At 72.3% G+C, this 23543-nt stretch carries 9 protein-coding genes; 4 read left to right on the forward strand and 5 right to left on the reverse strand.

All coding sequences use genetic code 11. The features are described 5' to 3' along the window. Positions 1-34 precede the first annotated feature (34 nt). The 3 genes from ACFCZ1_RS05460 to ACFCZ1_RS05470 form a co-directional block, all read right to left on the reverse strand. Positions 35-1510: an AAA family ATPase gene (locus tag ACFCZ1_RS05460; protein ID WP_376677107.1), complete on the reverse strand. Its 1476-nt coding sequence runs from the start codon at positions 1508-1510 to the stop codon at positions 35-37. A gap of 103 nt (positions 1511-1613) precedes the next feature. After that, positions 1614-2483, reverse strand: a complete 870-nt coding sequence (locus ACFCZ1_RS05465) for a universal stress protein (protein WP_376677041.1) — start codon at positions 2481-2483, stop codon at positions 1614-1616. A 452-nt stretch (positions 2484-2935) separates the two neighbouring features. Beyond that, the gene (locus ACFCZ1_RS05470) at positions 2936-3610 is read right to left on the reverse strand and encodes a CBS domain-containing protein (RefSeq protein WP_376677042.1); all 675 of its coding nucleotides are present in this window, start codon (positions 3608-3610) and stop codon (positions 2936-2938) included. 216 nt (positions 3611-3826) lie between these two features. On the opposite strand from ACFCZ1_RS05470, the gene ACFCZ1_RS05475 reads away from it, so the two are divergent. From ACFCZ1_RS05475 to ACFCZ1_RS05485, 3 genes are all read left to right on the forward strand, one after another. Beyond that, on the forward strand, positions 3827-4723 hold the full coding sequence (locus ACFCZ1_RS05475; RefSeq protein ID WP_376677043.1) for a pyridoxamine 5'-phosphate oxidase family protein: 897 nt from the start codon (positions 3827-3829) through the stop codon (positions 4721-4723). Positions 4724-5061: 338 nt separating this feature from the next. Beyond that, the gene (locus ACFCZ1_RS05480) at positions 5062-6207 is read left to right on the forward strand and encodes a nitrate/nitrite transporter (protein ID WP_376677044.1); all 1146 of its coding nucleotides are present in this window, start codon (positions 5062-5064) and stop codon (positions 6205-6207) included. A gap of 294 nt (positions 6208-6501) precedes the next feature. Continuing rightward, positions 6502-7140 (forward strand): hypothetical protein, encoded by a 639-nt coding sequence (locus ACFCZ1_RS05485; protein WP_376677045.1) that lies wholly within the window; start codon positions 6502-6504, stop codon positions 7138-7140. A 42-nt stretch (positions 7141-7182) separates the two neighbouring features. On the opposite strand, the gene ACFCZ1_RS05490 is transcribed toward ACFCZ1_RS05485, so the two are convergent. Continuing rightward, the gene (locus ACFCZ1_RS05490) at positions 7183-8214 is read right to left on the reverse strand and encodes an NAD(P) transhydrogenase subunit alpha (RefSeq protein WP_376677108.1); all 1032 of its coding nucleotides are present in this window, start codon (positions 8212-8214) and stop codon (positions 7183-7185) included. A 175-nt stretch (positions 8215-8389) separates the two neighbouring features. Between ACFCZ1_RS05490 and ACFCZ1_RS05495 the strand changes: the two genes are divergently transcribed. Next, positions 8390-12001, forward strand: coding sequence for a hydantoinase B/oxoprolinase family protein (locus ACFCZ1_RS05495; RefSeq protein WP_376677046.1), 3612 nt, complete (start codon positions 8390-8392; stop codon positions 11999-12001). Positions 12002-12187: 186 nt separating this feature from the next. Here the strand turns inward: ACFCZ1_RS05495 and ACFCZ1_RS05500 are convergent, their stop codons facing one another. After that, the gene (locus ACFCZ1_RS05500) at positions 12188-23536 is read right to left on the reverse strand and encodes a hypothetical protein (RefSeq protein WP_376677047.1); all 11349 of its coding nucleotides are present in this window, start codon (positions 23534-23536) and stop codon (positions 12188-12190) included. Between the last annotated feature and the right edge of the window lie 7 nt (positions 23537-23543).

A 23543-nucleotide genomic window follows, 5' to 3' on the forward strand; every position in this document is an offset into this window, starting at 1 on the left:
TCCGGCTTCGTTCCCGGCCCGGCGTACACAGGGCCTATCCGGGCTCCATGTAGGGCCGGCGGAAGACAGGGGCCTGGCCGCTGCCGTACGGGCGTACGGCGGCCAGCGCCTGGAAGACCGCGGCCTCCAAGGAGCCGCTGGTGTCGACCGTGACGGCCTCGGCCCACGGCGGCTCCTTCTCCGCCATGGCGGTGGCCACCTCCGCGTCGGCGTCGGACGCCCCGTGGGCGCGCGTGTCCAGCCGGGCCGCCGCCACGTCGACCGGAACCCGGCAGTGCAGGGCCACGAGGTCGGCGCTGGTGCGGTCGGCCGTACGCTGGGCGGCTTCGCGCTGCCCCGCGGCGGACCAGGTGGCGTCCAGGACGACGGACTCGCCGAGGGACAGCAGGGCGGATGCCCGGTCGAGCAGGGCCGTATACGTTCTGGCGGTCCACTCGGGGGTGTACAGGCCCTCGCCGTAGGCGGCGGCAGCGGGCTGGTCCGCCGGGATGCCCGCCAGCTCCTTGCGGAGCCGGTCGCTGCTGAGCAGCGTGACGCCCAGGCGATCGGCCAGCGCGCCGGAGAGCGTGGACTTCCCGCTGCCGGGGAGCCCGCCGACGAGTGTCAGGCCGACGGCGGAGGTCCGCAGGTGACGCAGGGTCGTCGTGATCAGTCGGCGTGCGGCGAGGTCCGTCCCGGGCGCGCCCTGGCGCGCCTGGATCAGGGAGACCTTGGCGCGGACGAAGGCGCGGTAGGCGACGTAGTGGTGCCGCAGGGAGGGCGGTGCCGGGTCGCCGGAGTACTCGCCGTACCAGGCGAGGAAGAGCGCCGCGGCGTCCGGGGCACCGAGCTGTTCCAGGTCCATGGCGAGGAACGCGGCGTCGTCGAGGCCGTCGACGTACCGAAGGTGGTCGTCGAACTCCAGGCAGTCCAGGAGACGCGGGCCGTCGTCGAGGCAGAAGATGTCCTCGGTGAGCAGGTCCCCGTGGCCGTCCACCGTCCGGCCTTGTTTGATGCGCAGGTCGAACAGCGGTTCACGGCCGGCGAGATAGCGGCGTACCAGCCGTTCGATCTCCTCCACGCCGTCGGGCACGTGGCCGTCTTCGGCCAGCGCGCGGACCTGCGCGAAGCTCGCCTCCCAGCGAGAGGACAGCGCGTCCCGCGTTCCCTGCGCGTCCACCTCCGGACTGCGGGGCGCGTCCGCGTGACGGGCAGCGAGCAGCCGGGCAATGGCCCGCAGGGCATCGTCGACCGGCGCGCCGTCCTGTACGAGCCGGGACAGGCGACGCTCCGCCGGCATGCGGTGCATCACCACGAGGGGCTCGGGTGCTTCCGCGTGCGGGACCCGGATCTCACCGACACCCAGGTAGACGTCGGGCGCGAAGCGGCGGTTGAGAGCGACTTCCCGCTCGCACGCGGCCCGCCGTTTCTCCACGGTCGTGTAGTCCAGGAACTTCAGGTCGACCGGCTTCTTGACCTTGTAGGCGCGGTCGCCGGCGAAGAACACGATCGCGGTGTGGGTTTCGCGCACCTCCGCCCGCGGGAGCAGTGGCACGTCGAGGGCGGCACCGGTCCGGAGCACGGACGCGTCGGTCCGCTGCGCCGACGGGGCCGGCTCCCCGTGACGGCTGTGCTCAGTCATGGGGAACCACGGCGATGGGGCACTGCGCATGGTGCAGGGCCGCATGGGCCACCGGGCCCAGGCGCGGTGCCAGGGCGGCACGGTGCTTGCGGCGGCCCACGACCAGCAGCCCGGCCCCTTCGGCGGCCCGTACGACGGCCTCGGCGGGGCTCTTGAGACGGATGTCGTCGACGAGCTCCACGCCCGGGAACTTCTCGCGCCAGGAGCGGAGGACTTTGTCCAGCTGCTCCTGCGCCTCCTCGGTGATCTCCTTGGTGACGTTGTGGTCCACGCCCCAGGGGGTGTGCGCATGGACCGGCAGGCTCCGGCCGTGGACGACGCGGAGAGGCGCGCCGCGCCTCGCGGCAGCCTCGAAGGCGAATCCGAGCAGGTCGTCGCAGGGGCCGTGCAGTTTCAGCGCCACCACGACGGCGCCTGCAGCAGTGGGCGAGGGCTCTTTTCCGCCCGCTTCGGCACGCACCAGGACCACCGGCCGATCAGCCCGTGCGACGACGGGCATGCTGATGTCGCCCAGGAAGTAGCTCGCGACGGGCTCCATCGCGCGTGACCCGAGCACGAGCAGCTCGGACTCCGACGCCGCGTGGAGCAGGGCGGTCTCGGCGTCGTCGGGGACCAGGTTGCCGACGATGGTGAGGCCCGGATGGTGGGCCTGAAGCTCCGCGCGCGCGTTGTGTACGAGCCGCTTCGCCCAGTAGTTCTGATCGATCTCCGAGGGCACACGGGTCGGTTCCGGCGCCAGCAAGGGCCATGCGTGCAGCAGGCGCAGCGTGAGTCTGCGGTGCTCGGCCTCGTCGGCGGCCCAACGAGCGGCTGCCAGGCTCTCGGGTGAGCCGTCGAGCCCCACGGTGACGACTGGCTCCATGGCAACTGCCTCCGTCTCGTGTGTACCTGCAAGGGGCCGATGTGCGACGTCCGAGCCTTCGGGCCGAGAACGCCGCTTCCCCATTCGAGGAGTACCTCACATCGTTCTTCGGCGCATGTGGTCGGTGGGGCGGGAGCCCGGACGGGCAGCCCCCTCGTCGGCAATCGGCCGCCCGACAGCCGGGCTGCCAGAAGGCGATCGCCTCGAACGCCGCGGGGCGGGTGCCCGCTGCCGGCGGGACACCCGGTCGTGGACTTCTTCCCGCGGCGCACCCGTATGGGCTACGGGGCGGCTCACGGCCCGCCCGGCTCGGCGCGAGGCGGGCTTTCGCGCCGGACGGGTGATGTCGCCGCGCTCCGCCGAAAGCGTGCCCGCGGCGGGCACGGTGGCGCACTCGTACGCCGAGGACCGGGGCGCTCGCGTGGCTTCACCCCGCTTGCGCGGCTTCACCCTCATGAGTCGGCGGGGGAACTCCGGGAGTCGTCGGTCCCGTACCTGATGTCCCCGGAGACCGACACCACGCCGTCAACACTTCGGCACAGCCGCTCGATGACGGGGATCAGGCTCTTGGCCTCGACGGAGCCGCCGAGGGACACCCGCCCCTCGCGCACCTCGACCGTCACTTCCGCGGCAACACGGCCCATCGTCCGCTGCAGCACGTCTCCGGTGATCTCGTCGCGGATGGCGTCGTCATGACGCAGGAAGACCCGCAGCAGGTCGCCGCGGCTGACGATGCCCCGGAGCCTGTCCGTCTCGTCGACCACGGGCAGTCGCTTGACGTTCTGGACCGCCATCAGACGGGCGGCCTCGACCACGGTCCAGTCCGGACGGGCGCACACGGCGGGAGCCGACATCAGCTCCTCGGCCCTCGCGCCCTCGGCCTTGGCCCGCTCCCACGCCTCCAGATGCGGAATCGGTGTCCGTCCGGACGGATCGGCCTGTGCGGAGGACTTGCGCAGCAGGTCCGCCTCGGACACCACGCCCATGGGACGGTCCAGCTCGTCGACCACCGGTACGGCGGTCACGTCGTTGTCCGCCAACAGCTTCACGATTTCCTTGAAAGGCATGTCGCGTCGTGCCCGCACGACGTCCCGGGTCATGAGCTCTGCGACCGTGCGGTGGTGCATCTCTTTCTCCGTTCCGCGGGGTGACAGCAAGGGGTGATCACGTCTCCGGCGTGTCCGGAGCCGGCCACCGGGAAGGAGGCCGCGCAGGACCCGCCTGGGGTCGGCCGGCCGAGACCGGCCCGCTCGTCTCTCCGGATCGGGGCCTCCCACCCGTGCGGTGGCACACCGCGCGTGGCACGTTGGGTACAGCAACATCCTGAGGAAACGGCGGCGATCATGCGAGCTGAACGCGGCGATCAACTCATTGTCGAAAGCACGGCCACCGGCGCTACCAGGCGCGACGGCGAGATCGTCGGACTCCACCACGAGGACGGCACCCCTCCCTACGACGTGCGCTGGTCGGACACGGGCGAGGTCACGCTCGTGTTTCCCGGACCCGACGCGCATGTCCGACACCTCGAACACCGGCCGCCCGGGAGCGTAGGCGAACAGGTGGATGCCGGGCCCGGAACCCCGCCCGCGGGCCGTCCCCACCCCGGAGACATCGGCCGACGCGTCGCCGCCGAACGCAGGCGACAAGGGCTGACCCGGCCGGAGACAGCTCGCCGCGCCAGAATGGCGCCGGACTACCTGGCGTACCTCGAAGAACGGCCGGCCGACCCGAGCCCGGCCAGTCTCATCAGGCTGGCCGACGCGCTCGGCACGAGCGTCGCAGCCCTGCGCGGGAGCGGCTCGGATCTGCCCCCCGGCCGGGGCCAGGCGCTCCTCCACCCTCAGCTGCGGGACCTCGGCCCCGACGAATGCCGCGCCCGGCTCTCCACGCACGGCGTGGGCCGCGTCGCGGTCTCGACGCCCGACGGCCCGGCGGTCGTCCCGGTGAACTACGAGGTCATCGACGGTGCGATCGCCTTCCGGACCGCGCCGGACTCGGCCCCTGCGGCGGCCGTGGGATCGGACGTCGCGTTCGAGGTCGACCATGTGGACGTAGCCATGAGCCAGGGCTGGAGCGTGCTCGCCGTCGGCCCCGCACGGGTCGTCACGGATCCCGACGAGGTTCGGCGGCTGGCCGAGCGTGCCCACACCAGACCGTGGGCGGGGGGCGAGCGCGAGATGTGGGTGTCGATCCGGCCCACGCGCCTCACCGGGCGCCGCATCAGTCCGGCCGAAGAGTGAGTGGCGGGCCCTGCGCCCTCCAGGACCGGCAGGGCACGGCACCGACCTTCCCCTGCTCCGTGGTCCGGACGACCTCCCCGAGGGCGGGCCGCTGACGGTCGCGTCCGACGGCCACGACCGTCGGCGTCATCACGTCGCTCACGACCGGCGTCCGGCCGTACGGGATGAGCATCATCCTCAGCTGCGGGCGAGTCGCGCGAAGAGACGGGCCGGGCACGCGTCAGCATCGTGAGCGAGCCGAAGAGCGGGGCAACCCGCCTTGCGAAGGAGACGTTGCCTTGAGCCGCAGGCCGACACCGCAAGCAGGTCAGACGGACGGATCCGCACGGTCGACGCGGATGCTCGCTCTGGCCACGGCGGGGTTCCTGCTGTGCTTCTGGGCGTGGGCCCTGCTGGCACCACTCGGCCCGACCCTCCGGGACGACCTGGACCTGACCTCCTTTCAGCAGGCCCTCGTCGTGGCGGTACCGGTGATCGTCGGCTCGCTCGGCCGGATCCCCGTAGGCGCCCTCACCGACCGCCTCGGCGCCCGCCGGATGTTCCCGCTCGTCGCGGGCCTCACCGTCCTGCCCGTTCTCTACCTCGGCCATCTGGCCGACTCGCTGGCCGAGGTGCTCATCGGCGGGTTCTTCCTCGGCCTGGGCGGGACGGCGTTCGCCGTCGGTGTGCCGTTCGTCAATGCCTGGTACCCGCCGGAGCGGCGCGGACTGGCACTGGGGATCTTCGGCGTCGGCACGGGTGGTACCGCCCTGTCGTCCTTCACCACCGTGCAGCTGGCCGATGCCGTCGGGCCCTCCTTTCCCTTCGACCTGGTCGCCTGCCTCCTGGTCGCGTACGCCGCCGCAGCCCACCTCCTCCTGCGCGACAGACCGGGCCGGGTCGTGCCCGCCGGCTCCCTGCTCGCGCGCACCACGGAGACCCTGCGGATGCCCGCCACCGGGCAACTGGCCTTCCTCTACGCCGTGGCCTTCGGCGGCTTCGTCGCGTTCAGCGTCTACCTGCCCACCTACCTCACCACCGCATACGACCTCGGACGGTCCGACGCGGCCCTGCGCACCGCCGGCTTCGTCGTCCTCGCGGTCGCCATGCGCCCGATCGGCGGATGGCTCTCCGACCGTCGGCACCCCGTGCCCGTCCTCATCACCTCGTACGCGACCGTGTGCGCACTCGCCCTCCTCGCCTCCTTCGAGTTGCCGCTGATCCCCATCGCCACGCTCGACTTCCTCGCAATGGCGGCCGCCCTGGGCACGGCGTCGGGCGCCGTGTTCGCACTCGTCGCCCGCCTCGTGCCCCCGGAGAGCGTCGGCTCGGTCACCGGTGTCGTCGGGGCCGCCGGAGGTCTGGGCGGCTTCTTCCCGCCCCTGGTCATGGGCGCCATCTACGGAGCCGCAGACGACTACAGCTGGGGATACGTGCTGCTGGCGGTCACCGCCGGTGCCACGGCGGTGTTCACCGCCACGACCGTGCGGCGTCAAACCCGGTGAGGGTGGCGCCGGCCTTCCACCACACGGCTGCCGCGGACGCGTCGCCGGCCGGTGCTGTGACCGGCGGGGTCCACCGGGTCGCGGCTCCCGGCGCGGCACCTCGCCGCGCTGTCGGACCGCGCCGGCACGTCCCGTACGGGCCACGGCCCCGCGCCGTGCGGTGCACCGCACCGGACGCCGCGACCCGGCAGACCTTCCCGGCCACAGGGCCAGCACAATGCCCGGAGCAGGCCGTCAGCCGTGCAGCGGCTGCAGGCGCAGCACCGGCCCCGGCGTCAACACGAGGAGCTCGACGTGGGTGAAACCGCTCGTCCCGAGACGGATCGGGACGCCGGCCGCGTAGCGGGCCTGCTGCACCGGTCGCACGCCGCACTGGAATCCGCCACGGCCGCGGTCGCCGCGGTCGGCGCTCCGGACTTCGAGCGTCGCATGGCGGTCATGGCCAGAACACTGCGCGCGTTTCGGAGCGAGGCCGCTGACATCGCCTCCGCCGGACTCGGCGGCTCGGATCAGGAGACGGACCGTCAGTCAGTTCTCACGGCGCTCTACGTGACGGAGGACGCGGGACGGATCGGTGTCCTGATCGAGCAGGTAGGGGACATCGCAGGGGCACGGGAATCCGGTCCCCCGCTCGCCGAAACGGTCCGGGAGCCCGTGCGGGATCTCGGCGAGGCCTGTCTTCGGCTGATGGCGCGGGCCGGTGACGTCCTTCACCTGACGGCGCCCTCGGCCGTGTTGGACCGGGACCTGGCGGACATCGCGGTGCGCCAGCTCGCGCTGAGCCGTTTGCTGCTGACGGGCGGCCCGCTCTGTCCCGTGTCCGATGCGGTGGACGCGGCGGTACTGGGCCGTTGCTACGAGGAGTGCGCACAGCGGGCGGCAGCGATGGCCCGCACCGCCGATCAGCTGCGCGGGGACGCGCGGAGGCCGTGACGAGCGGTGCTCGCGTCGTCGGTGGCCCCACGCCCACCCAGGTCAGGGCAGCCCCGCCGCGGCAGTCTCGGTCAGGATCGAGCGCCATACGTCCGGTTGTCTGACCAGTCCGCCGTGCGTGAGCAGCACGGCCGCCAGGGCGGGGTCAGCCGGATCGATCCACAGCTCCCCGTCCGACACGGCGTGATGCAGCAGCGCGACGACATGGTGCGAGAAGGCCTCGGAGGCTGCGCGGGGCAGTTGCTCGGCGAGCCGGCCCGCGCCGGCCACCACCACCCCCCGGCCCGCGGTCGACACGGCCCCGGCGCGTACGCCTGCCACGGTGCCGCCGTCCGGACCGGCGGACAGGTCGACGACCACGGAACCCGGCCGCATGCCGGCGAGAGACCGGGCCGTCACCAGGGTCGGTGGCCGCCCGCGGTACCCGGACCCGGCCGTCGCGATGACGACGTCCATGGTCTCGGGACCCGGCGCTCCGCCACCGGGACGGCTGTCACCCGTGAACACCTCGGCCCCCAAGTCGCGCAGGGTCTGCGCCGCCTGCAGCGCGGCCGTGCCCCGTCCGATGACCAGGACTCGCGCCGCGGCGGAGCAGAACCCCGGGGTGCGACCGGCCGGAACGGGCCGGTCGAGGAGGTCGGCCGCGAGCAGGGCCGCCTTGTAGCCGGCCAGCCGGTCCAGCGACGCGACGGCATCGAAGGCCCTTGCCGCAGCCGGATCCTCGGGTACGAGGTCCAGGCCGATCACGGTCAGCCCCTCGTCAGCCCACCGCCGCACCTGGAACAGGGCGCTCATCGGGTCCACAAGAGCCACGACGGCCTGTCCGCGGCGGAATGCGCACCCGACGGGTACCCGTATGCCCGCGACGACCGCGGCTTTGGAGAGGACCTCGCTGCGCGTGACGACCTTGGCACCTGCCGCACGGTAGGCACGGTCGGGCAGCCCTGCTCCCTCCCCCGCACCGCACTCGACGAGCACGTCCAGCCCCATGGCCTGGACCTCGCGCACGGCACGGGGGACGAGCGCCACACGACGGTCGCCCGGAGCGGACTCACGACACACACCCAGTGCCATCGGGATCACGAACGGTCACCTCCCGGGCTGTCCGGCGCTGCCCGTCCAGTATGGAGCGTGCGTGCCCGACCGCAGCGGCCCGGCGTGTGGCGCCGCCCCCGCGGCACGCACACCGGCCATGCTGGGCAGTGGGCGGTCGCCCGGCAGGGAGGACACGGGAAGGAGCGCCACGGACATGGCCATCACACCCCGGCCCGGCCGGCAGTTCTGGATCGACAGGGGCGGCACCTTCACCGATGTCGTCGCCCTGACGCCCGACGGCGGCCTGAGCACGCTCAAACTCCTCTCCGAGAACCCCGGCCGCTATCGCGACGCGGCGGTGGAGGGCATCCGCACCCTGCTCGGCCTTCGCCCGGGCGAGGCCATCCCCCCGGCAGCGGTCCAGGCGGTACGCATGGGAACCACTGTCGCCACCAACGCGCTCCTCGAACGCGGCGGTGCGCGCACCGTCCTGGTCGTCACCCGAGGCTTTCGCGACGCCCTCCGGATCGGGTACCAGAACCGGCCGCACCTCTTCGACCGGGCGATCAACCTCCCCGAACCCCTGTACGAGCGCGTCGTCGAGGTCGACGAACGCGTCACCGCACAGGGCGAGGTCCTGCGCCCGCCGGACCTCGACACCCTCGCCGCCGACCTCCAGGAGGCGTACGACGACGGGATCCGCGCCGTCGCCGTGGTCTGTCTGCACAGCGCCCTTCATCCTGCCCACGAGCGGGCGATCGGGGAGCTCGCCGACCGCATCGGCTTCACCCAGATCTCCCTCTCCGGGGCCACCGGAAGACTGACCAGGCTGGTCCCACGCGGGGATACGGCGGTGGCCGACGCGTACCTCTCGCCGGCCCTGCACCGATACGTCCGCCAGGTGACGCGGCAGCTCGAGGGCGTCCCCGTGATGTTCATGCAGTCCAACGGAGGGCTCGCCGCCGCGGACCGTCTCCTCGGAAAGGACGCGATCCTCTCCGGTCCGGCCGGAGGCATCGTCGGCATGGCCCGGCTGTCCCAACAGGCCGGCCACGACCACGTCGTGGGCTTCGACATGGGGGGCACGTCCACCGACGTCTCCCACTTCGCAGGCACCTTCGACCGAGTGACCACGACCCAGGTCGCGGGCATCCGCCTCCAGGCGCCGATGCTCGACATCCACACCGTCGCCGCGGGCGGCGGCTCCGTACTGCGCTTCGCGGGTGGCCGTTACCGCGTGGGCCCGGACTCCGCCGGCGCGCAACCGGGTCCAGCCTGCTACCGCGCGGGCGGTCCGCTGACCGTCACCGACGCCAACGTGATGCTGGGGCGCATCGTGCCCGCCCACTTCCCCCGGGTCTTCGGCCCGGGCGGCGACGAGCCCCTCGACGAGGCCGTCGTACGAAGGGAGTTCGCCGCCCTGGCCGACCGGATCCACGTGGCCACCGGCGACCTCAGGACCCCGGAGGAGGTGGCCGAGGGCTTCCTTCAGGTCGCCGTGGCGAACGTGACGGCAGCCGTCAAACGCATCTCCGTACAACGCGGCCACGACGTCCGGCGCTACGCCCTCACCTCCTTCGGAGGCGCCGGAGGCCAGCATGCCTGCGCGGTCGCCGACTCCCTCGGCATCCGCACCGTGCTCGTACCGCCCCTGGCCGGAGTCCTGTCCGCGGTCGGCATCGGACTCGCGGACGTCACGGCCGTACGGGAACGCTCCCTCGAACTCACCCTCGACGAGGCGGGCATGGCGCAGGTCCGCGCCACCGCGTCGGAACTCGAATCCGAGGCCCGCAGCGTGCTGCGCGGTGAGGATGTCCCCGAGGCCGGCGTTCGCGTCCGGCACTCGGTGAGGCTGCGCTACGACGGCACCGACACACCCGTCACCGTTGCGCTGGCCGATGCGACCACCATGGAGAACGAGTTCACCGCACGCCACCGCACGCTGTACTCGTTCCTGCTGAACCGTCCGCTGGTGGTCGACGCCCTGTCCTGCGAGGCCCGGACGATCACATCACCACCGGACCTGTGGCAAGGGCCCGACGCCGCCACCGACCAGGACGGTGAGAAGACCACCCGTATCCACGCGGGGGGCAGCTGGCAGACGGTCCCGCTCCGCCGGCGCGAACGACTGCGCGCCGGTGCGACCCTGCAGGGGCCTGCGGTCATCACCGAGGCGAACGCCACCACCGTCGTGGACCCGGGCTGGCAGGCCACGGTCACCGACACCGGCCACCTGCGCCTGGAACGCCAGACCCCGCCCGCCAGGGCCGAGCTGGGAACCCGTGCCGATCCCGTCATGCTGGAGATCTTCAACAGCCAGTTCGTCTCCGTCGCCGAGCAGATGGGCGCCCGACTGGCCGCCACCGCCCAGTCCGTCAACATCAAGGAGCGGCTGGACTTTTCCTGCGCCCTGTTCGACCCCGAGGGCAACCTGGTCGCGAACGCGCCGCACATCCCCGTGCATCTGGGCTCCATGGGGACGGCCGTCCGCGAGATCGTGCGCCGCCGGGCCGGAACCATGCGCCGCGGAGACGCCTACGGGGTCAACGATCCCTACCACGGCGGCACCCACCTGCCCGACATCACCGTGATCACCCCGGTCTTCGGCGAGCACGGTACCGCCCAGGCGGACCGGATCCTGTTCTTCGTGGCCTCCCGCGGCCACCACGCCGAGATCGGCGGGCTGACCCCCGGCTCCATGCCCGCCGACAGCCGGACCATCGAGGAAGAAGGCGTCCTCTTCGACAACTGGCTGCTCGTCCAGGACGGCAGGCTGCGCGAGACCGAGACCCTGGCCCTGCTGACCGGGGCACGCCACCCCTCCCGCAACCCGGAAACGAACCTCGCCGACCTGCGCGCCCAGATCGCCGCCAACGCCAAGGGCGTCGAGGAAGTCGGCCGCATGATCCGCCACTTCGGCCTCGACGTGGTCCAGTCCTACATGCGGCACGTCCAGGACAACGCCGAGACCGCCGTCCGCGAGGCCGTCAGGACCCTGCGCGACGGCACGTACCGGTACCGCACCGACTCCGGGGCGGTGATCGCCGTCCGGGTCACCGCAGACCCGGTCCAGGGCTGTGCGACCGTCGACTTCACCGGTACCTCGGCCCAGCTCGGCACCAACTTCAACGCCCCGACCTCCGTGGTCACCGCAGCCGTGCTGTACGTCTTCCGCACGCTCATCACCCAGGACATCCCCCTCAACGACGGCTGCCTGCGCCCGCTGCGGATCATCGTCCCGCCCGGCTCCATGCTGGCTCCCGCCTCGCCCGCAGCCATCGTCGCGGGCAACGTCGAGACCTCCCAGGCCGTCACCGGTGCCCTGTACGCGGCACTGTCCGCCCAGGCGGAGGGCAGCGGCACCATGAACAACGTCACCTTCGGCAACGAGCACCACCAGTACTACGAGACGGTCGCCTCGGGCGCCGGCGCCGGGCCCGGCTTCCACGGCGCCTCCGCCGTACAGACCCACATGACGAACTCCCGCCTCACCGACCCCGAGGTACTGGAGCTCCGCCTGCCGGTCCTCGTCGAAGAGTTCTCGGTACGGACCGGGAGCGGCGGAGCCGGACGCTGGCACGGCGGTGACGGAGTCGTGCGCAGGATCCGCTTCCGCGAACCGATGACCGTCAGCGTGCTCTCCCAGCACCGCCGGATCCCGCCGTACGGAATGGCCGGCGGCTCGCCCGGCGCGCTGGGCGAACACCACGTCGAGCGGGCCGACGGCAGCGTCGTACCCATGGCGGGCTGCGCCTCCGTGGACGTGTACCCCGGTGACGCCTTCGTCCTGCACACACCCGGTGGCGGCGGATACGGGCGGCGCTGACGCCGCGTTGCCGAACGTCGTTGCGTAGGTCGGCGGCGGCGGCGTCGTGGCGGGGGAGCGGGGGAGCCCGGGGAAATCCGACCGGACCTGCCACTGGTTGTAAGGGCGGATGCTGGGGCGGATGCCGACCCACGGGCGTGATTGCTGTTCGCCGTGGCGTGGGACGGCAGATGGACTGCCATGGAATCAGCGGCCCCAGAGCTCGGACGACACGTGCTTGAGCTGCAACACGGGCCGTTGAAGTGACGGGTCGACGGAGGAGTAGAGGCTGACCCGCAAGGCCCAGGCCCCGCCCTCCGTCGCGGGCCGCTCGCGCTCGCTCCACTCGACGAGTGCCTGCGTGAGCGTCGGGACCGTTGCCGTGTCGTACGTTCCCACGGTCGACTGGACGACCGGCAGCAGCGCCGACACCGGCGGGTCGCCGGCGACGAGGGTGTACGCGTACCGCGCGCCGATCGCGATCGTCCGGTCGGCCGGATCACCGTCGAAGACGGCGTCGAACAGCGGCGCGAGCGGATCGTGGCCGGGCGGGTCCCAGGGGCCGATGGCGATGGCACCGGTGAGGTCGATGAACGGCACCACCGGCTCGCGGTAGCCGACCTCCGGCGTCCGGTAGACGAAGGACGGCACGGTGTCCGGCCAGCCCTCGCCGAGCAGCCGCGCGTTGCGGGTGACCCGGGCACTGGCCGACGCGCTCTGGTACGTGGCGACGTGGACGCGCGGGAAGGTGAGCTCGAAGGTGACCAGCGTGAACGCCTCGACCGCCTGGAGCGGGAACGCGTAGCACTGGCAGCGGCCGGCGTCGGTGCACCCGCACACCTGCGGATCGACGGGCGTGAGATCGTGGCGCTCACCGTCCGCCGTGACGCACACGATCTTCTCCGGCCAGCCCACCCCGCCCGGGCCGGACTCCACCGTGCGGGTCAGCCGCAGTGTCGCGTACCAGCCGTTCTCGGCGTGGAGACCGAGTGCGTACCGGTAGACGTCCGGGACCGGCCCGCCGGCCGCGGCGGCGACCGCCGGCACCGGCGCGGGACCGTCTGCCCAGTGCGCGGTCCAGGCCTGCGCGACGGCGGCGGCGAGCGTCCGGTACGTGCCCAGCGCGTTCGTCATGGCGGTGCGTTCGTCGGGGCCGGCGCCGTCCCGGTCGGTCAGCCCGGCGAGCAGGCCGAGCAGCGGAGCGCAGACCGCCGTGTACTGCGCCAGGGCACCGAACAGGTCGTCGGCCGGCGCGGTGGCGGGCGTGCGGGTCGGCTGGTTGTACGTGACCTGGAGTTCGACGGTGTCCTGCTCGGCCGACTGGTGCTGCACCGAGAACCGGTACTGCCAGTACAGCGCGTCGCCGAGCTCGGCGGCCGAGGTGGGGACGTCGGCGTGCTGGTCGAGCAGGATCGGCATCGGCGGGTACGCCCGCAGCGGGATCGGCACCCGCGGCGCGCCGAGGTCGAAGTTCAGGGCGGGCACTGAGCCGGAGGCGAGCGGTGTGACGAAGGTGAGCCAGTCGGACCGCTCGTACCCTTCGATCTCCCGCTCGATCCCGAACTCCAGCTCGACACCGGAGAAGTCCAGGGTGAGGTCGAGCACGGCGTGCTCGGCCACGTCGGGGACGGTGACCAGGAAACTGATCTGCGAGTCGCCGTCGGTGAGCGCGACCTTGCCGTTCGACACCGTCGCGGTCCGCAGGTCCGCCGGGACGCCTCCGTAGCCGACGACCGGGTTACCGGACAGCCGCGCGTACTGGTCGGTCCACGGGGACGCCGCACTGGTGTCGTACTGGACCACGGCCGAGGTCGCGTAGCCGCGGGTCAGCGAGACGAGCAGCTCCTGACGGAGCCGTTCGACGGCCGCCGCGCGCTTGGGATCGGATCCGGCGTCCGGCCCCTCCCCGGCGAGGACGTAGTCCAGGCCCGCCGCGACGGCACCGGCGAGTGTCTTCTTGATGCCGATGATCCCGTCGAGCACGTCCCGGCCCAGCTCGTACGCACCTTGGACGTACGCGGCCGACAGCAGCAGCTCCACGTCCGCGAGGAACCCCTGTGCCCAGAGCTCGAGGTCGATGCCCTGGTAGTCGCGGCTCTGCCCCTCGGTCAGCAGCCCGGTCCGGACGTCGAACCCGGGGGTGTACACGTGCTGCCGTGCGATGAGGGTGGTGGTGAGCGGGCGGATCGCGAAGGTGCGCGGCTGCCTGGTGCCGGCGACCTCGATCGGGGGCTCGATGCTGACGCTCTCGATGCCCCCGGTGCCGAAGAGGACTGCCCAGACATCGGTGTCGGACGTCCGGCCGGGCGCCGTCGCCAGCCGCAGGACCGGCACCGCCCGCTGGACCTGCTCGGCGAAGGCCGCCAGGGTGAGCGCATCGTTCTGGGCGGGGTCGGGGGCGCGGCCGGCGGGGACGGCGGTCACCTCGCGCGTCGCGGTCGCGGCGAGTGCCGGGTCGACCAGTGTGGGTTCGCGGAAGAGGTCCAGCGCCACGGTGACCGGGAAGACGGGCTCGGGGAACGACCACTGGACGCCTTCCGGCGTCGACCTGCCGAGCCGGCCGGTGAGGCGGGCGGTGGCCGGCGGGACGACCACGCGCGCGCCGGGCCGCAGGAATCCGGTGTCGGCGTTCGCCGCGACGATGGCATCGACGCCGGTCGTCACGCCGCGACGGCGGAACCTCGCGACCACGGCGGTCAGCGTGTCGCAGGCCGCGGTGGTCTCGGTGGGCGCGGTGCCGTCCGCGCCCGGCTGCTGCCCGCGCAGCACCTGCCCGGGCAGCAGCAGGCCCGGTGTGCCGGCGTTCGCGGCGAGCAGCGCGACCGCGGTGACACCGAACGGCCGGGCGGCCTCCTGCGGTGTCACTCCGGCCGCCGCGGACCGCGCGGGGAGCACGCCGGGCGGGCAGACCAGCAGCGCTCCGGTCGCGAGCATGTCGGTCCGCTCGCCGATCGCCGCTGCGAGTGCGGCGAGGTCGACCGGCGGGCCGAACAGCGCGCAGACTTCGGCGAACGAGGCGGGCGCCGCCGTCGTCACCGAGTCGCCGCCGACCGTGATGGTGACGCCGGACGCGATGGTCCCCGGCATCCCGGCGTTGACCTCGACCAGGCCGGCACCGGGGAAGTGCGCGGCGATGCCGTCGGGCGAGTCGCCCTCGCGCACGGTGTACGGCACCCGTAGGGCGCCGGGGTCCGAAGGCCAGGCCCACATCCCGGGCACGACCGGGGGAGAGCCGGCCGAGAGGGCGACGGAGCCGTTGTGCCGCAACAGCGCGCCGGGTGTGGTGGCGTTGACGGCGGCGAAGTGCCCGAGCGTGTCGCCCGCTGGTACGGGGGTCGGCGTCGTGGTGAGGAACACCGGGGTGCCCGGGGTGAAGAGGTCGACGGTCGTGGTGTTCAGCGGTGCGAGCTGGCCGGGTGTGAGGCCCGCCCGGTTGTCGCGCAGGGTGTCGCCGCTCTCGACGAGGTAGCCGGTGACCTCAAGGACCGTGCCCGCACGGAACATGCCCGGCCTGTCCGCGTTCAGCGACACCACCTGCGCGGCGTCGAACGGGACACCGAGGTCCCGGAACGCCGATTCGACGCCGGCCAGCGTCGCTTCGCTGGCCGGCCGGTCGAAGGAGACCTGGACCTTGACACCGTTGCAGTCGAAGACGAACCCCGGGGTGAGCAGTCCCGGGCGGTCCTGATTGGCCGTCACGAGCGTCTTGAGGGTGCAGTGCAGCGCCGCCGCGAGACGGTCCGCCGGCGGTGAGTCGGGCGGCACCACCGCCTCGCGCGGCGGGGTGACGAGCTCGACGGACGGATTGAGCGGCAGCACGGTGTTGTCCTGGTCGAGCAGCACCTGTTCCGGGTCGAGCGGGGGATCGACGGCGTCGCACAACCCTGCGATCGTGTCCTGGTTGCGGAACGCCGCGCTCACCGGTACCGCGAGTTCACCCGCGTCGAGGATGCCGCCGACGGCCGTGTCCGCGTTCGCCGCGCCCAGCTCGTCGAAGCCGACGCCGTACGTGGTGCACAGGCCGTCGAGGGTCGCGGCGTCGGCGGCGGGCGCGGAAGAGGTCTTTGCGAGCGAGCCGAGCAGCGCGTGGGCACCGACGACGTACCGGCCCAGCACGGCCACGTCGACGAGGAGCGGGGTGGGCTCCGATCCGGGCTCCTGCTGGAGCGAGGTGAGCAGCGCGGCCCGCACGTCGGGCTGGACGACCTGGTAGTAGACCGGCACCAGGCGGTCCCGGTCGCGCATCGCCGCCTCGGCGGCCGCGCTGCCGGGTTCGGCCGCGCCCGGCTGGTAGGCGACGGCCTGGAGGTCGACGTCGACGGCGAGGTCCGCCAGGACGCCGGACGGCTCGACGGTGTAGCGGAGGGTGGTCGACGGCCAGGCGCCGACGCCGATGACCGGGTCGGTGTAGCGGACGGGCAGGGGGGTCTTGTCCGGACTGCCCGACCGGTTGCCGAACACGTCCTGGAACCACACCGAGACCTGGCTTTCCGAGCCCGCGGTGATGCCGGCGTACGGGTTGCCCTCGGGGGTCGGTGCCGTGGGTACGGCCGGGGCGTGCCGCACGGCGAACCGGCTGATGTCGACGATCCGGGTCAGGTCCCAGACCTCCTCGGCAGCCTCGCTCGCCACCAGGAACCCGAGTTCGTCGGCAGCGTCCGCCGGCTTCGGTGACACCGCCCGGCCCTCGACGCTGCCGCGGAAGTCCGTCGTCGGGTCCAGCTGGAAGCCGAGCAGCCCGTACAGACGGCGCAGCCGGCCCTGCGGGGTGTCGTCGGCCTGCGGGTTGGCGAAGCGCGCGGCGAAGCCGACCTGACCGGGTTCGACCGAGGCCACGGGCCGCAGCTCGGGCGGGTTGACCGCGCGCGCGGCGAGGGCGACCGACGCCGGATCCACCCCGTCGCCGACCACCGCGACGTTGGTGAAGGCGAACAGGTGCCGGTCGGGTGCGGCACCGCACTGCGACGAGAGCTGGATCAGCAGCGACAGCCGGGCGAGCCCGTCCTGGTCGAAGATCGAGTCGGGCACCTCGCCGCGGTACTGCATCCAGTAGCCGCCCCCGCCCACGACGCTGCACTCCCACAGCAGCGTCAGGAACCGCTCGCAGTCGGCGATGGCCGCGAAATGCGTTCCCGCGGTGGCGCTTTCGGCCGCGGGACCGCTGCGCGTCTCGGTGGACAGGTTCGTCTGGACGATGAAGGTCCGGTCGGCGACGAGTGGTGTCGAGGTCAGACCCGGGCTGAGGCCGGGTGACGGCGGAAGCTGCCAGAGCAGGGTGAGCAGCGGGCGCTCGCCGGGCGGCGCCGGCGGAAAGGAGCCGGTCGCCGGCTTCTCGGGAATGCTCTGCAGGTACTCCAGGAGTTGCGCGATCCGCTGCCGGTCGGCGGTGTCCGCTCCGAGCACCTCGACCGTTCCCGCGAGGCCCGGAACGCGGCGGACGGTGAACGAGACCAGCGTCGCCCACGCGTAGCAGCCGAGCTCCGTGTAGCGGGCATCCGCGCCGGTCTGTGGTGTCGTCTGCTCCAGCAGGAACTCCGAGCCGCTGCGGTCCGACCCGGCACGCGCGATCAGGTCGTTCGGCAGCGGCCACAGCGAGGGCGGGCCGGAGGGTTCGGCGGGCAGTTGGACGGTGGTGGTCGTCTGCCACGGGATCACCTGCGTGACGGTGTGGCGCGCGCCGATCTCGTGCGAGAGCGGCAGGGCCGCGACCGGGCTCTCGACGACGGGCACCAGTCCGGTCGCCGGGTACTTCTCCCGCAGGTCGGCGGCGGTGATCGAGATGACCGCGTCGTCGGCCCCGGCAGCGTCGAGCCGGATCACCCCGTCGTGTACGGCCGAGTCGGCGAAGGTCAGCCAGTCGGCGGGGACGGCCTTGTCGACGGTGATGGTCACGACCGGGTCCCCGGATCCGGCCGGGGGCGGCGGCGGGCCGGTGACCTGCTGGCCGATCAGCTCGTAGCCGCCGGTCATCGGCCCGGTGGCGTGGTATTCGCCGTCGACCCGGACCGGCGCGGGCAGACGCAGCCCGCCCAGCGCGAACCGGGCGACCTGGCCGCTCACGGCGGACATCGCCGGGCCGTCGTGCATCGCGGCGATGAGCTCGTCCACGGCCATCGCGGGCACGTCGGGCACGGTGAGCCGCCGCTTGGGCTGGGCGGCCAGCACGCCCGTGTCGAAGGCCATCCGCCCGGCGAGGTCCTCGAGCCCGAGCCCGTACCGCTGGGCCAGCGTCAGCAGGGTGAGACCGGGGGCCGTCGTGCCGCGCGCGCCCGGCACCTCGACGCCGACCAGAGGTACGAGCGCGTCCGCGGCGGTGGCGTAGGTGTCGAACCGATCCGTGGGCAGCAGGAGCCGGTCCTGGAGCGAGCGGAGCGTGTCGCCCGGCAGGACCACGGCCGCGGCGTCGGCCGGAAGGCGGACGCCCTCCGGGCCGACCGGCTCGTTCGCCGTGCGGACCGCTTCCAGCCAGTGGGCGAACGGCGTGCCGGACACGACGTTCTGGATCAGCGCGGCGTACGCGGCGACATCGAGGACGGTGTCGCCCGGCAGGGTGGTCCAGGTGACGGTGGCGGTGCTCTGGTAGGCGACGGGCACCTTGAGGGTCGGGGGCAGCGGCTGCGCCGGGTTGCCGTTGAGCCGGTCGACGGCCTGCTGGTACCAGTCGGCGAGCGGCACCTCGTTCGGCAGCGTCAGCCCGAGCCGGACGTAGAAGACCGCCGCGGTGTCGTCCACGGACAGGCCGGCGTGCACGAACCCGGGCAGCGGCACGGTCGCGCCTGCGCGCAGCAGCGGGGTGGCGTCGCGCAGGTGGTCGAGCAGCGCGGTCGGGTCGGCCTGATAGGCGTGGGCCAGCTGACCGAGCGACTGGCCCGCGCCGACCTGCACCGGCAGCGTGCCCAGGGTGACCGGGGCGTCCGCGACGACGGGCCAGTCGGGGTTCGCGACGGCGATCGACTGCGCCGTGATGCCGAGCGTGACCGCGAGCGTGTCGCCGGCCCGCGCGGCGGTCAGCCGTTCCGGCAGGCCGGGGTTCAGCGCCAGCAGTTCGGCCGCCGAGACGCCGAGGGAGGAGGCGAGGTGGTCCGCGGTGTCCCGGGCGGCGACTTCGTACGACGTGGTGGCCGTCCCGAAGCCCGCCGCGATGGAGTGGAGCGAGTCCTTCTCCTCCACCTCGTGCGGGAAGGCGGTCAGCAGGTTCACGGCGGCCTGAGCGCCGGCGCGGGCGACCATGCGCAGGTAATCGCGCAGTACGAACGTCGCCATGGACTCGCCGGGCTCGTCCGCCACACGGGGTCGACCGGCTCGTTCGCCCGGCGGGGCCGGGTCGAGCTCGGCGAAGTAGGCGATCGCCTGGGCCTCGTACGTCGCGTCGATCTGCCGGTAGGTCGCGAAGTCGCGGTCCCGGTCGGCCGGGTCGGGCAGGCCGGTCGAGGTCCACTTCAGTACCGGGATCATCGGGAACGGCGTCCCGGAGACGTCGTCGGGCGTGCCCCCACCCGCCGGGGTGCCGCTGATCCGGAGATGGATGTTGTTGGTGAGGAAACCCTGGATGTTGGTCCAGGTGAAACCGTCGTTCTCGGCCTCGACCAGGGCCAGCTGCTCGACCAGCTCCAGTAGTTCGTCGAGCGTGACCGTCGGCGAGGAGACGCCGAGCGCGTCGAGGGACCAGCGCAGCAGGCCGTCGGCGAGCCGGTTGAACGACGTGTCGGCGGCTGTGTCCGCGCGCGGGTTGCGCGACACGTCGGGCCGCTCGGCGTGGGCGATGGTGACCGCGTCCACCGGGACGGCGTTGTCGGCGAGCAGCATGACCACGAGGCGGTAGTCGGGGTCCTCGTTCGACGGCGGCGTCCGGCCCGTCCAGTCGACCGGGACGTTGGCGACGGTGTAGGCGGGGACGAGGGTGAGGTCCGCGGTCCGTGGCCGGCCGTCGGGGAAGACGTGCGCGTCCGGGTCGAAGTGCAGCCGGTACGCAGGCTGCTCTCCCAGCGCGCCCGCGGCGCGTGCTCTGCGTGCCGTGAGGCCGCGGGCGGCGACGCCGGGGGCGAGCCGCCACGGCGGCGTGCTGTCGGAGCCGATCGTGAACGAGGTCTCCAGCGTCAGCGAGAACGAGAACGAGACCGTGAAGAACAGGATCTTCACGCTGGCACTGGCCCGCACCGAGAGCTTCAGCGCCACGACGGTCGCCCGGTACGCGGCCAGTTCGACGGTCGCCATGGCGGAGATCTGCAGGTTGAGGTCGAGCCGGACGATCTTGAAGTCGACCGTCGCGTACAGCCGGCCGACGATGCCGACCGTGCCCCGGCACGCGTAGTAGAGCTCGGTGCTCCCGCCGTCCTCGTCCGGGTGGAACCACGCCAGTACGCCCTCGAAGATCACCACGAGGTTGACGTACATCTCGGCCTGGAGCGGGCCGCGTTGGAAGGTGCGTCCGACGCCGATGGACAGGCCGACACCGAGTTCGAGGACCGGGCTGAACGTCCCGTCGGTGATGCGCGGAACCCGGCTGGAGGTGGCGCCGTTCAGCACGCCGAAGTAGATGCCGCCGCGGCCGTTGAAGATGCCGGCCTCGATCGCGAACGAGTTGGTGAAGTCACGGTCTGCCGGGAATCCGAGGTCGATCCGGAAGTTGCCGTTGGTGAAGATGTCCACGGTGATCACGCCGAGCGTCACGGACACCGCGCCGAACTGCAACTGCCGGTAGGCGTCGGGGATCTGGAGCCGGGCGTGGAAGACTCCGATGTCGTCGGTGACCTTCTTGTACAGCAGCTCGAAGCTCAGCCCGGCGAGCGAGCCGGCCCGCGGGCCGCTCAGCGCCAGCAGGATGCCGTACAGGTCCGGGTCGTGCATCACCAGCTTGAGCGCGACCGTGTCCATGAACGTGGCATCGATACCGAACAGCCACTGGCTGGACGCGTCGAACACCATCGTCGCCGGGTTGATCGGCGGCTTGCCGGCGGCGGGATCGACCGGTCGCATCGCCGCGACCATCGCGTCGACCACGGCGGAGATGCTGGTGTACCCGGTGAGGTTCTTCGGCGAGACGTGCTGACCCAGGCCCAGATAGCGCAGGGAGAACAACTTCTGCCCGAGGCCCGCGGGTTGGGGTGGCGCCTGGGTGACCGGATCCCACGTCACCGGCTTGGCGGCGCTGTCCCCGAGGAGTTGGGCATCGAGTGCGATGTTCACCGCGGGGCTTCCGGTCGATCGGTCGTAACTCAGGCCGATGGAGCGGATCTTGACGAATCCGAGGTCCAGCTTCAGGTCGTGCTTGACGGCGACCCGCTGCTTGACCGGGTCGATGGTCAGTTCCAGGCCGGTGAGGTCGACGCTGTTGAGGAAGTCCCAGGGCGGGTCGAGCCGGAACGTCGCGTTCGGGTTGGCCAGCGCGACGAGGGACGTGACCAGCTCGCCGAGCGTGCCGGCGAGGCGGAGGGTGAGGATCCGGTGACGGTCGGTCCCCTCGCCGATCCAGGACGTCGCGGCGCTCAAGGAGAGCTTGTCGTAGGCGACTTGGAAGGTGTAGTCCTTGCCCGCGTCGGTGACCGACACCGAGGCGGTGATCTCCAGCTTGTTGAGCGTGAAGGATCCGGACAGGCTTCCGGTCAGCACCGTCAGCGGGTCCACCAGCGCGGTGCCGCGAAGGGCGACCGCCAGGTGCTCGTCAGCGGGCGTGGAGCGCAGGCTGCGCTCGATGTCGGCAGTCAGGAGCAGCCGCAAGGACATACCGAGCAGCGTCTCGCCGACCGTCACCCGAAGGGTGCCGGAGGCGGTGTACGGGTAGCCGGGCGCCGTGCTGAACCGGACGCCGAGGTCGGCCAGCTCGATCGCCATCTCGTTCACCCACGGGGCCGGCTCCTGGCCCAGCAGGCCGTAGACCAGACGCGGAAGGTCGACGGCGCCGGCCATCATGGCACTGAAGACCCAGGAACCGTCGCCCGGGTACTCCGCTTGAGCCAGCAGCTCGATCGGCGCAGCGTCCGGAACCGCGATCTCGCCCTTGCCGACCATCAGGCCCGAGACGCTGTTCTGCGACACCTGGACCTGCATCTGCAACCCGATCAGCGCAAAGGTGACGTTGCCGGCCGTGATGGGCCAGTCGCCGCTGACGGCCAGCGCGGCCGAGTACTCGTGGCGCAGCAGCGAGGCGTAGACGTTCAGCGAATCGCAGGTCAGACCGGCGCCCACGGGCGGTCCGTCACCGCCGAAGAAGGCGCGGAACACCTCCGAGATCGGGATGTCGAACGGCTCCTTGGTGGTTGCCGTGAACGCCAGCTCGGGCAGCGTCAGCTGGACGGCCACGACGATGTCGTCCAGACCGGATCCCGTCGGGCCGCCACGTTCCGCCGCCAGGACGTACGGGCCCGCGGCGCCCAGCGAGGAGCGGTTCTTCTCGCCGAACCGCATCGTTCCGAAGACCGCACCGGTGACGAGCGTCCGGCCGGCCGGATCGAAGCTGAACACCCAGCTGGTGCCGACCTGATCGATGGTCAGGAAGGGTACCGGCGGGTCCCACGGCTCCTTCGACTCGATGCGCACCGTGGTGGACGACAGGCCGAGGCCGAGGCCGGGGCCGGGGCCGGGGTTGCCGGAAGCCGGCACGATGCCGAAGCCGAGCCCCTTCAGGCCGAACACGTCGATCGGCGCGATGCCGCTGGGCAGCGTGAAGTCCGTGCCCTCCGCGCCCGTCATCGCGATCAGGGCCTGGATTCCCTGCTCCAGCCCGAGCGGGGTGGCGAAATCGATGGACAGCGGCCAGACGTAGTCTCCGAAGACCAGCGGGCCGCTGACGGTGACGATCTCCTCCGGCTCGGTCGGCAGGGTGACGTCGGCGAACAACAGGACCGCCGACCGGCGCGCCCCCGCGGCGGGCAGCGGGTACGGGTCCGGGTAGTCCGTGGTCAGCTTCAGACCGACCGCGGAGACGTCCAACTGGGCGAGTTGCAGGCGCACGCCCGGTGCGACGGCACGCAGTTCGAGGACCGGTGGCGCGTCGGGCAGGAACGTCACGGAACCGTCGACGTAGAGCCGGTCGCCCAGGAAGGCGGCGTACCCGGCGAGGATGTCGCTGCCGGGCACCGAGACGCTGCCACGCATCAGCAGGGTGCCGGACAGTCGCGGTTGCGTGCCCGTCGGTACGTTCGTGGCGGTGACCGCGGGCTGCTCCAGGACGAGCGGGCCGAGCACGCCGGCCCCGAGGGTCAGTCCGCCGGTGGTGCCCTTGGTGGGGCGTCGACTGCCCGGCAGTTCGCCGAACGCACCCTCGAACGTCCAGGTCGTGGTCGCCGTCGTACTGCCGAGTTCGAGCCTCAGGGCCGCCACGGCGGTCCCGGCCTGCGGAGTCCCGGTGAGCCGCACGGTCCACGGAGTCTGGAGATACTCCGTGGTGGCCGTCAGCCAGACGCTGTCCGGCCCCATGGACACCTGTCCACCACGGACCTCGAGCTGGTCGACGCCGAGCGAACCCAGCAGACCGGAGAGCCCGGCGGGTGCGTCGCCGCGCAGCCGGCCGGACGATACGGCGTTGAGAAACGCGTCGTAGATGCCGTCGAGTGACATGTGGCCT

Source organism: Streptomyces sp. NPDC056224, assembly GCF_042267665.1.
Lineage (GTDB): Bacteria > Actinomycetota > Actinomycetes > Streptomycetales > Streptomycetaceae > Streptomyces.

Bases quoted from the DNA above. Each gene is read 5' to 3' on its own strand.
- ACFCZ1_RS05480 (WP_376677044.1), top strand. From the start codon at position 5,062: ATGCTCGCTCTGGCCACGGCGGGGTTCCTGCTGTGCTTCTGGGCGTGG.
- ACFCZ1_RS05495 (WP_376677046.1), top strand. From the start codon at position 8,390: ATGGCCATCACACCCCGGCCCGGCCGGCAGTTCTGGATCGACAGGGGC.
- ACFCZ1_RS05500 (WP_376677047.1), bottom strand. From the start codon at position 23,536: ATGTCACTCGACGGCATCTACGACGCGTTTCTCAACGCCGTATCGTCC.
- ACFCZ1_RS05490 (WP_376677108.1), bottom strand. From the start codon at position 8,214: ATGGCACTGGGTGTGTGTCGTGAGTCCGCTCCGGGCGACCGTCGTGTG.
- ACFCZ1_RS05470 (WP_376677042.1), bottom strand. From the start codon at position 3,610: ATGCACCACCGCACGGTCGCAGAGCTCATGACCCGGGACGTCGTGCGG.
- ACFCZ1_RS05465 (WP_376677041.1), bottom strand. From the start codon at position 2,483: ATGGAGCCAGTCGTCACCGTGGGGCTCGACGGCTCACCCGAGAGCCTG.
- ACFCZ1_RS05475 (WP_376677043.1), top strand. From the start codon at position 3,827: ATGCGAGCTGAACGCGGCGATCAACTCATTGTCGAAAGCACGGCCACC.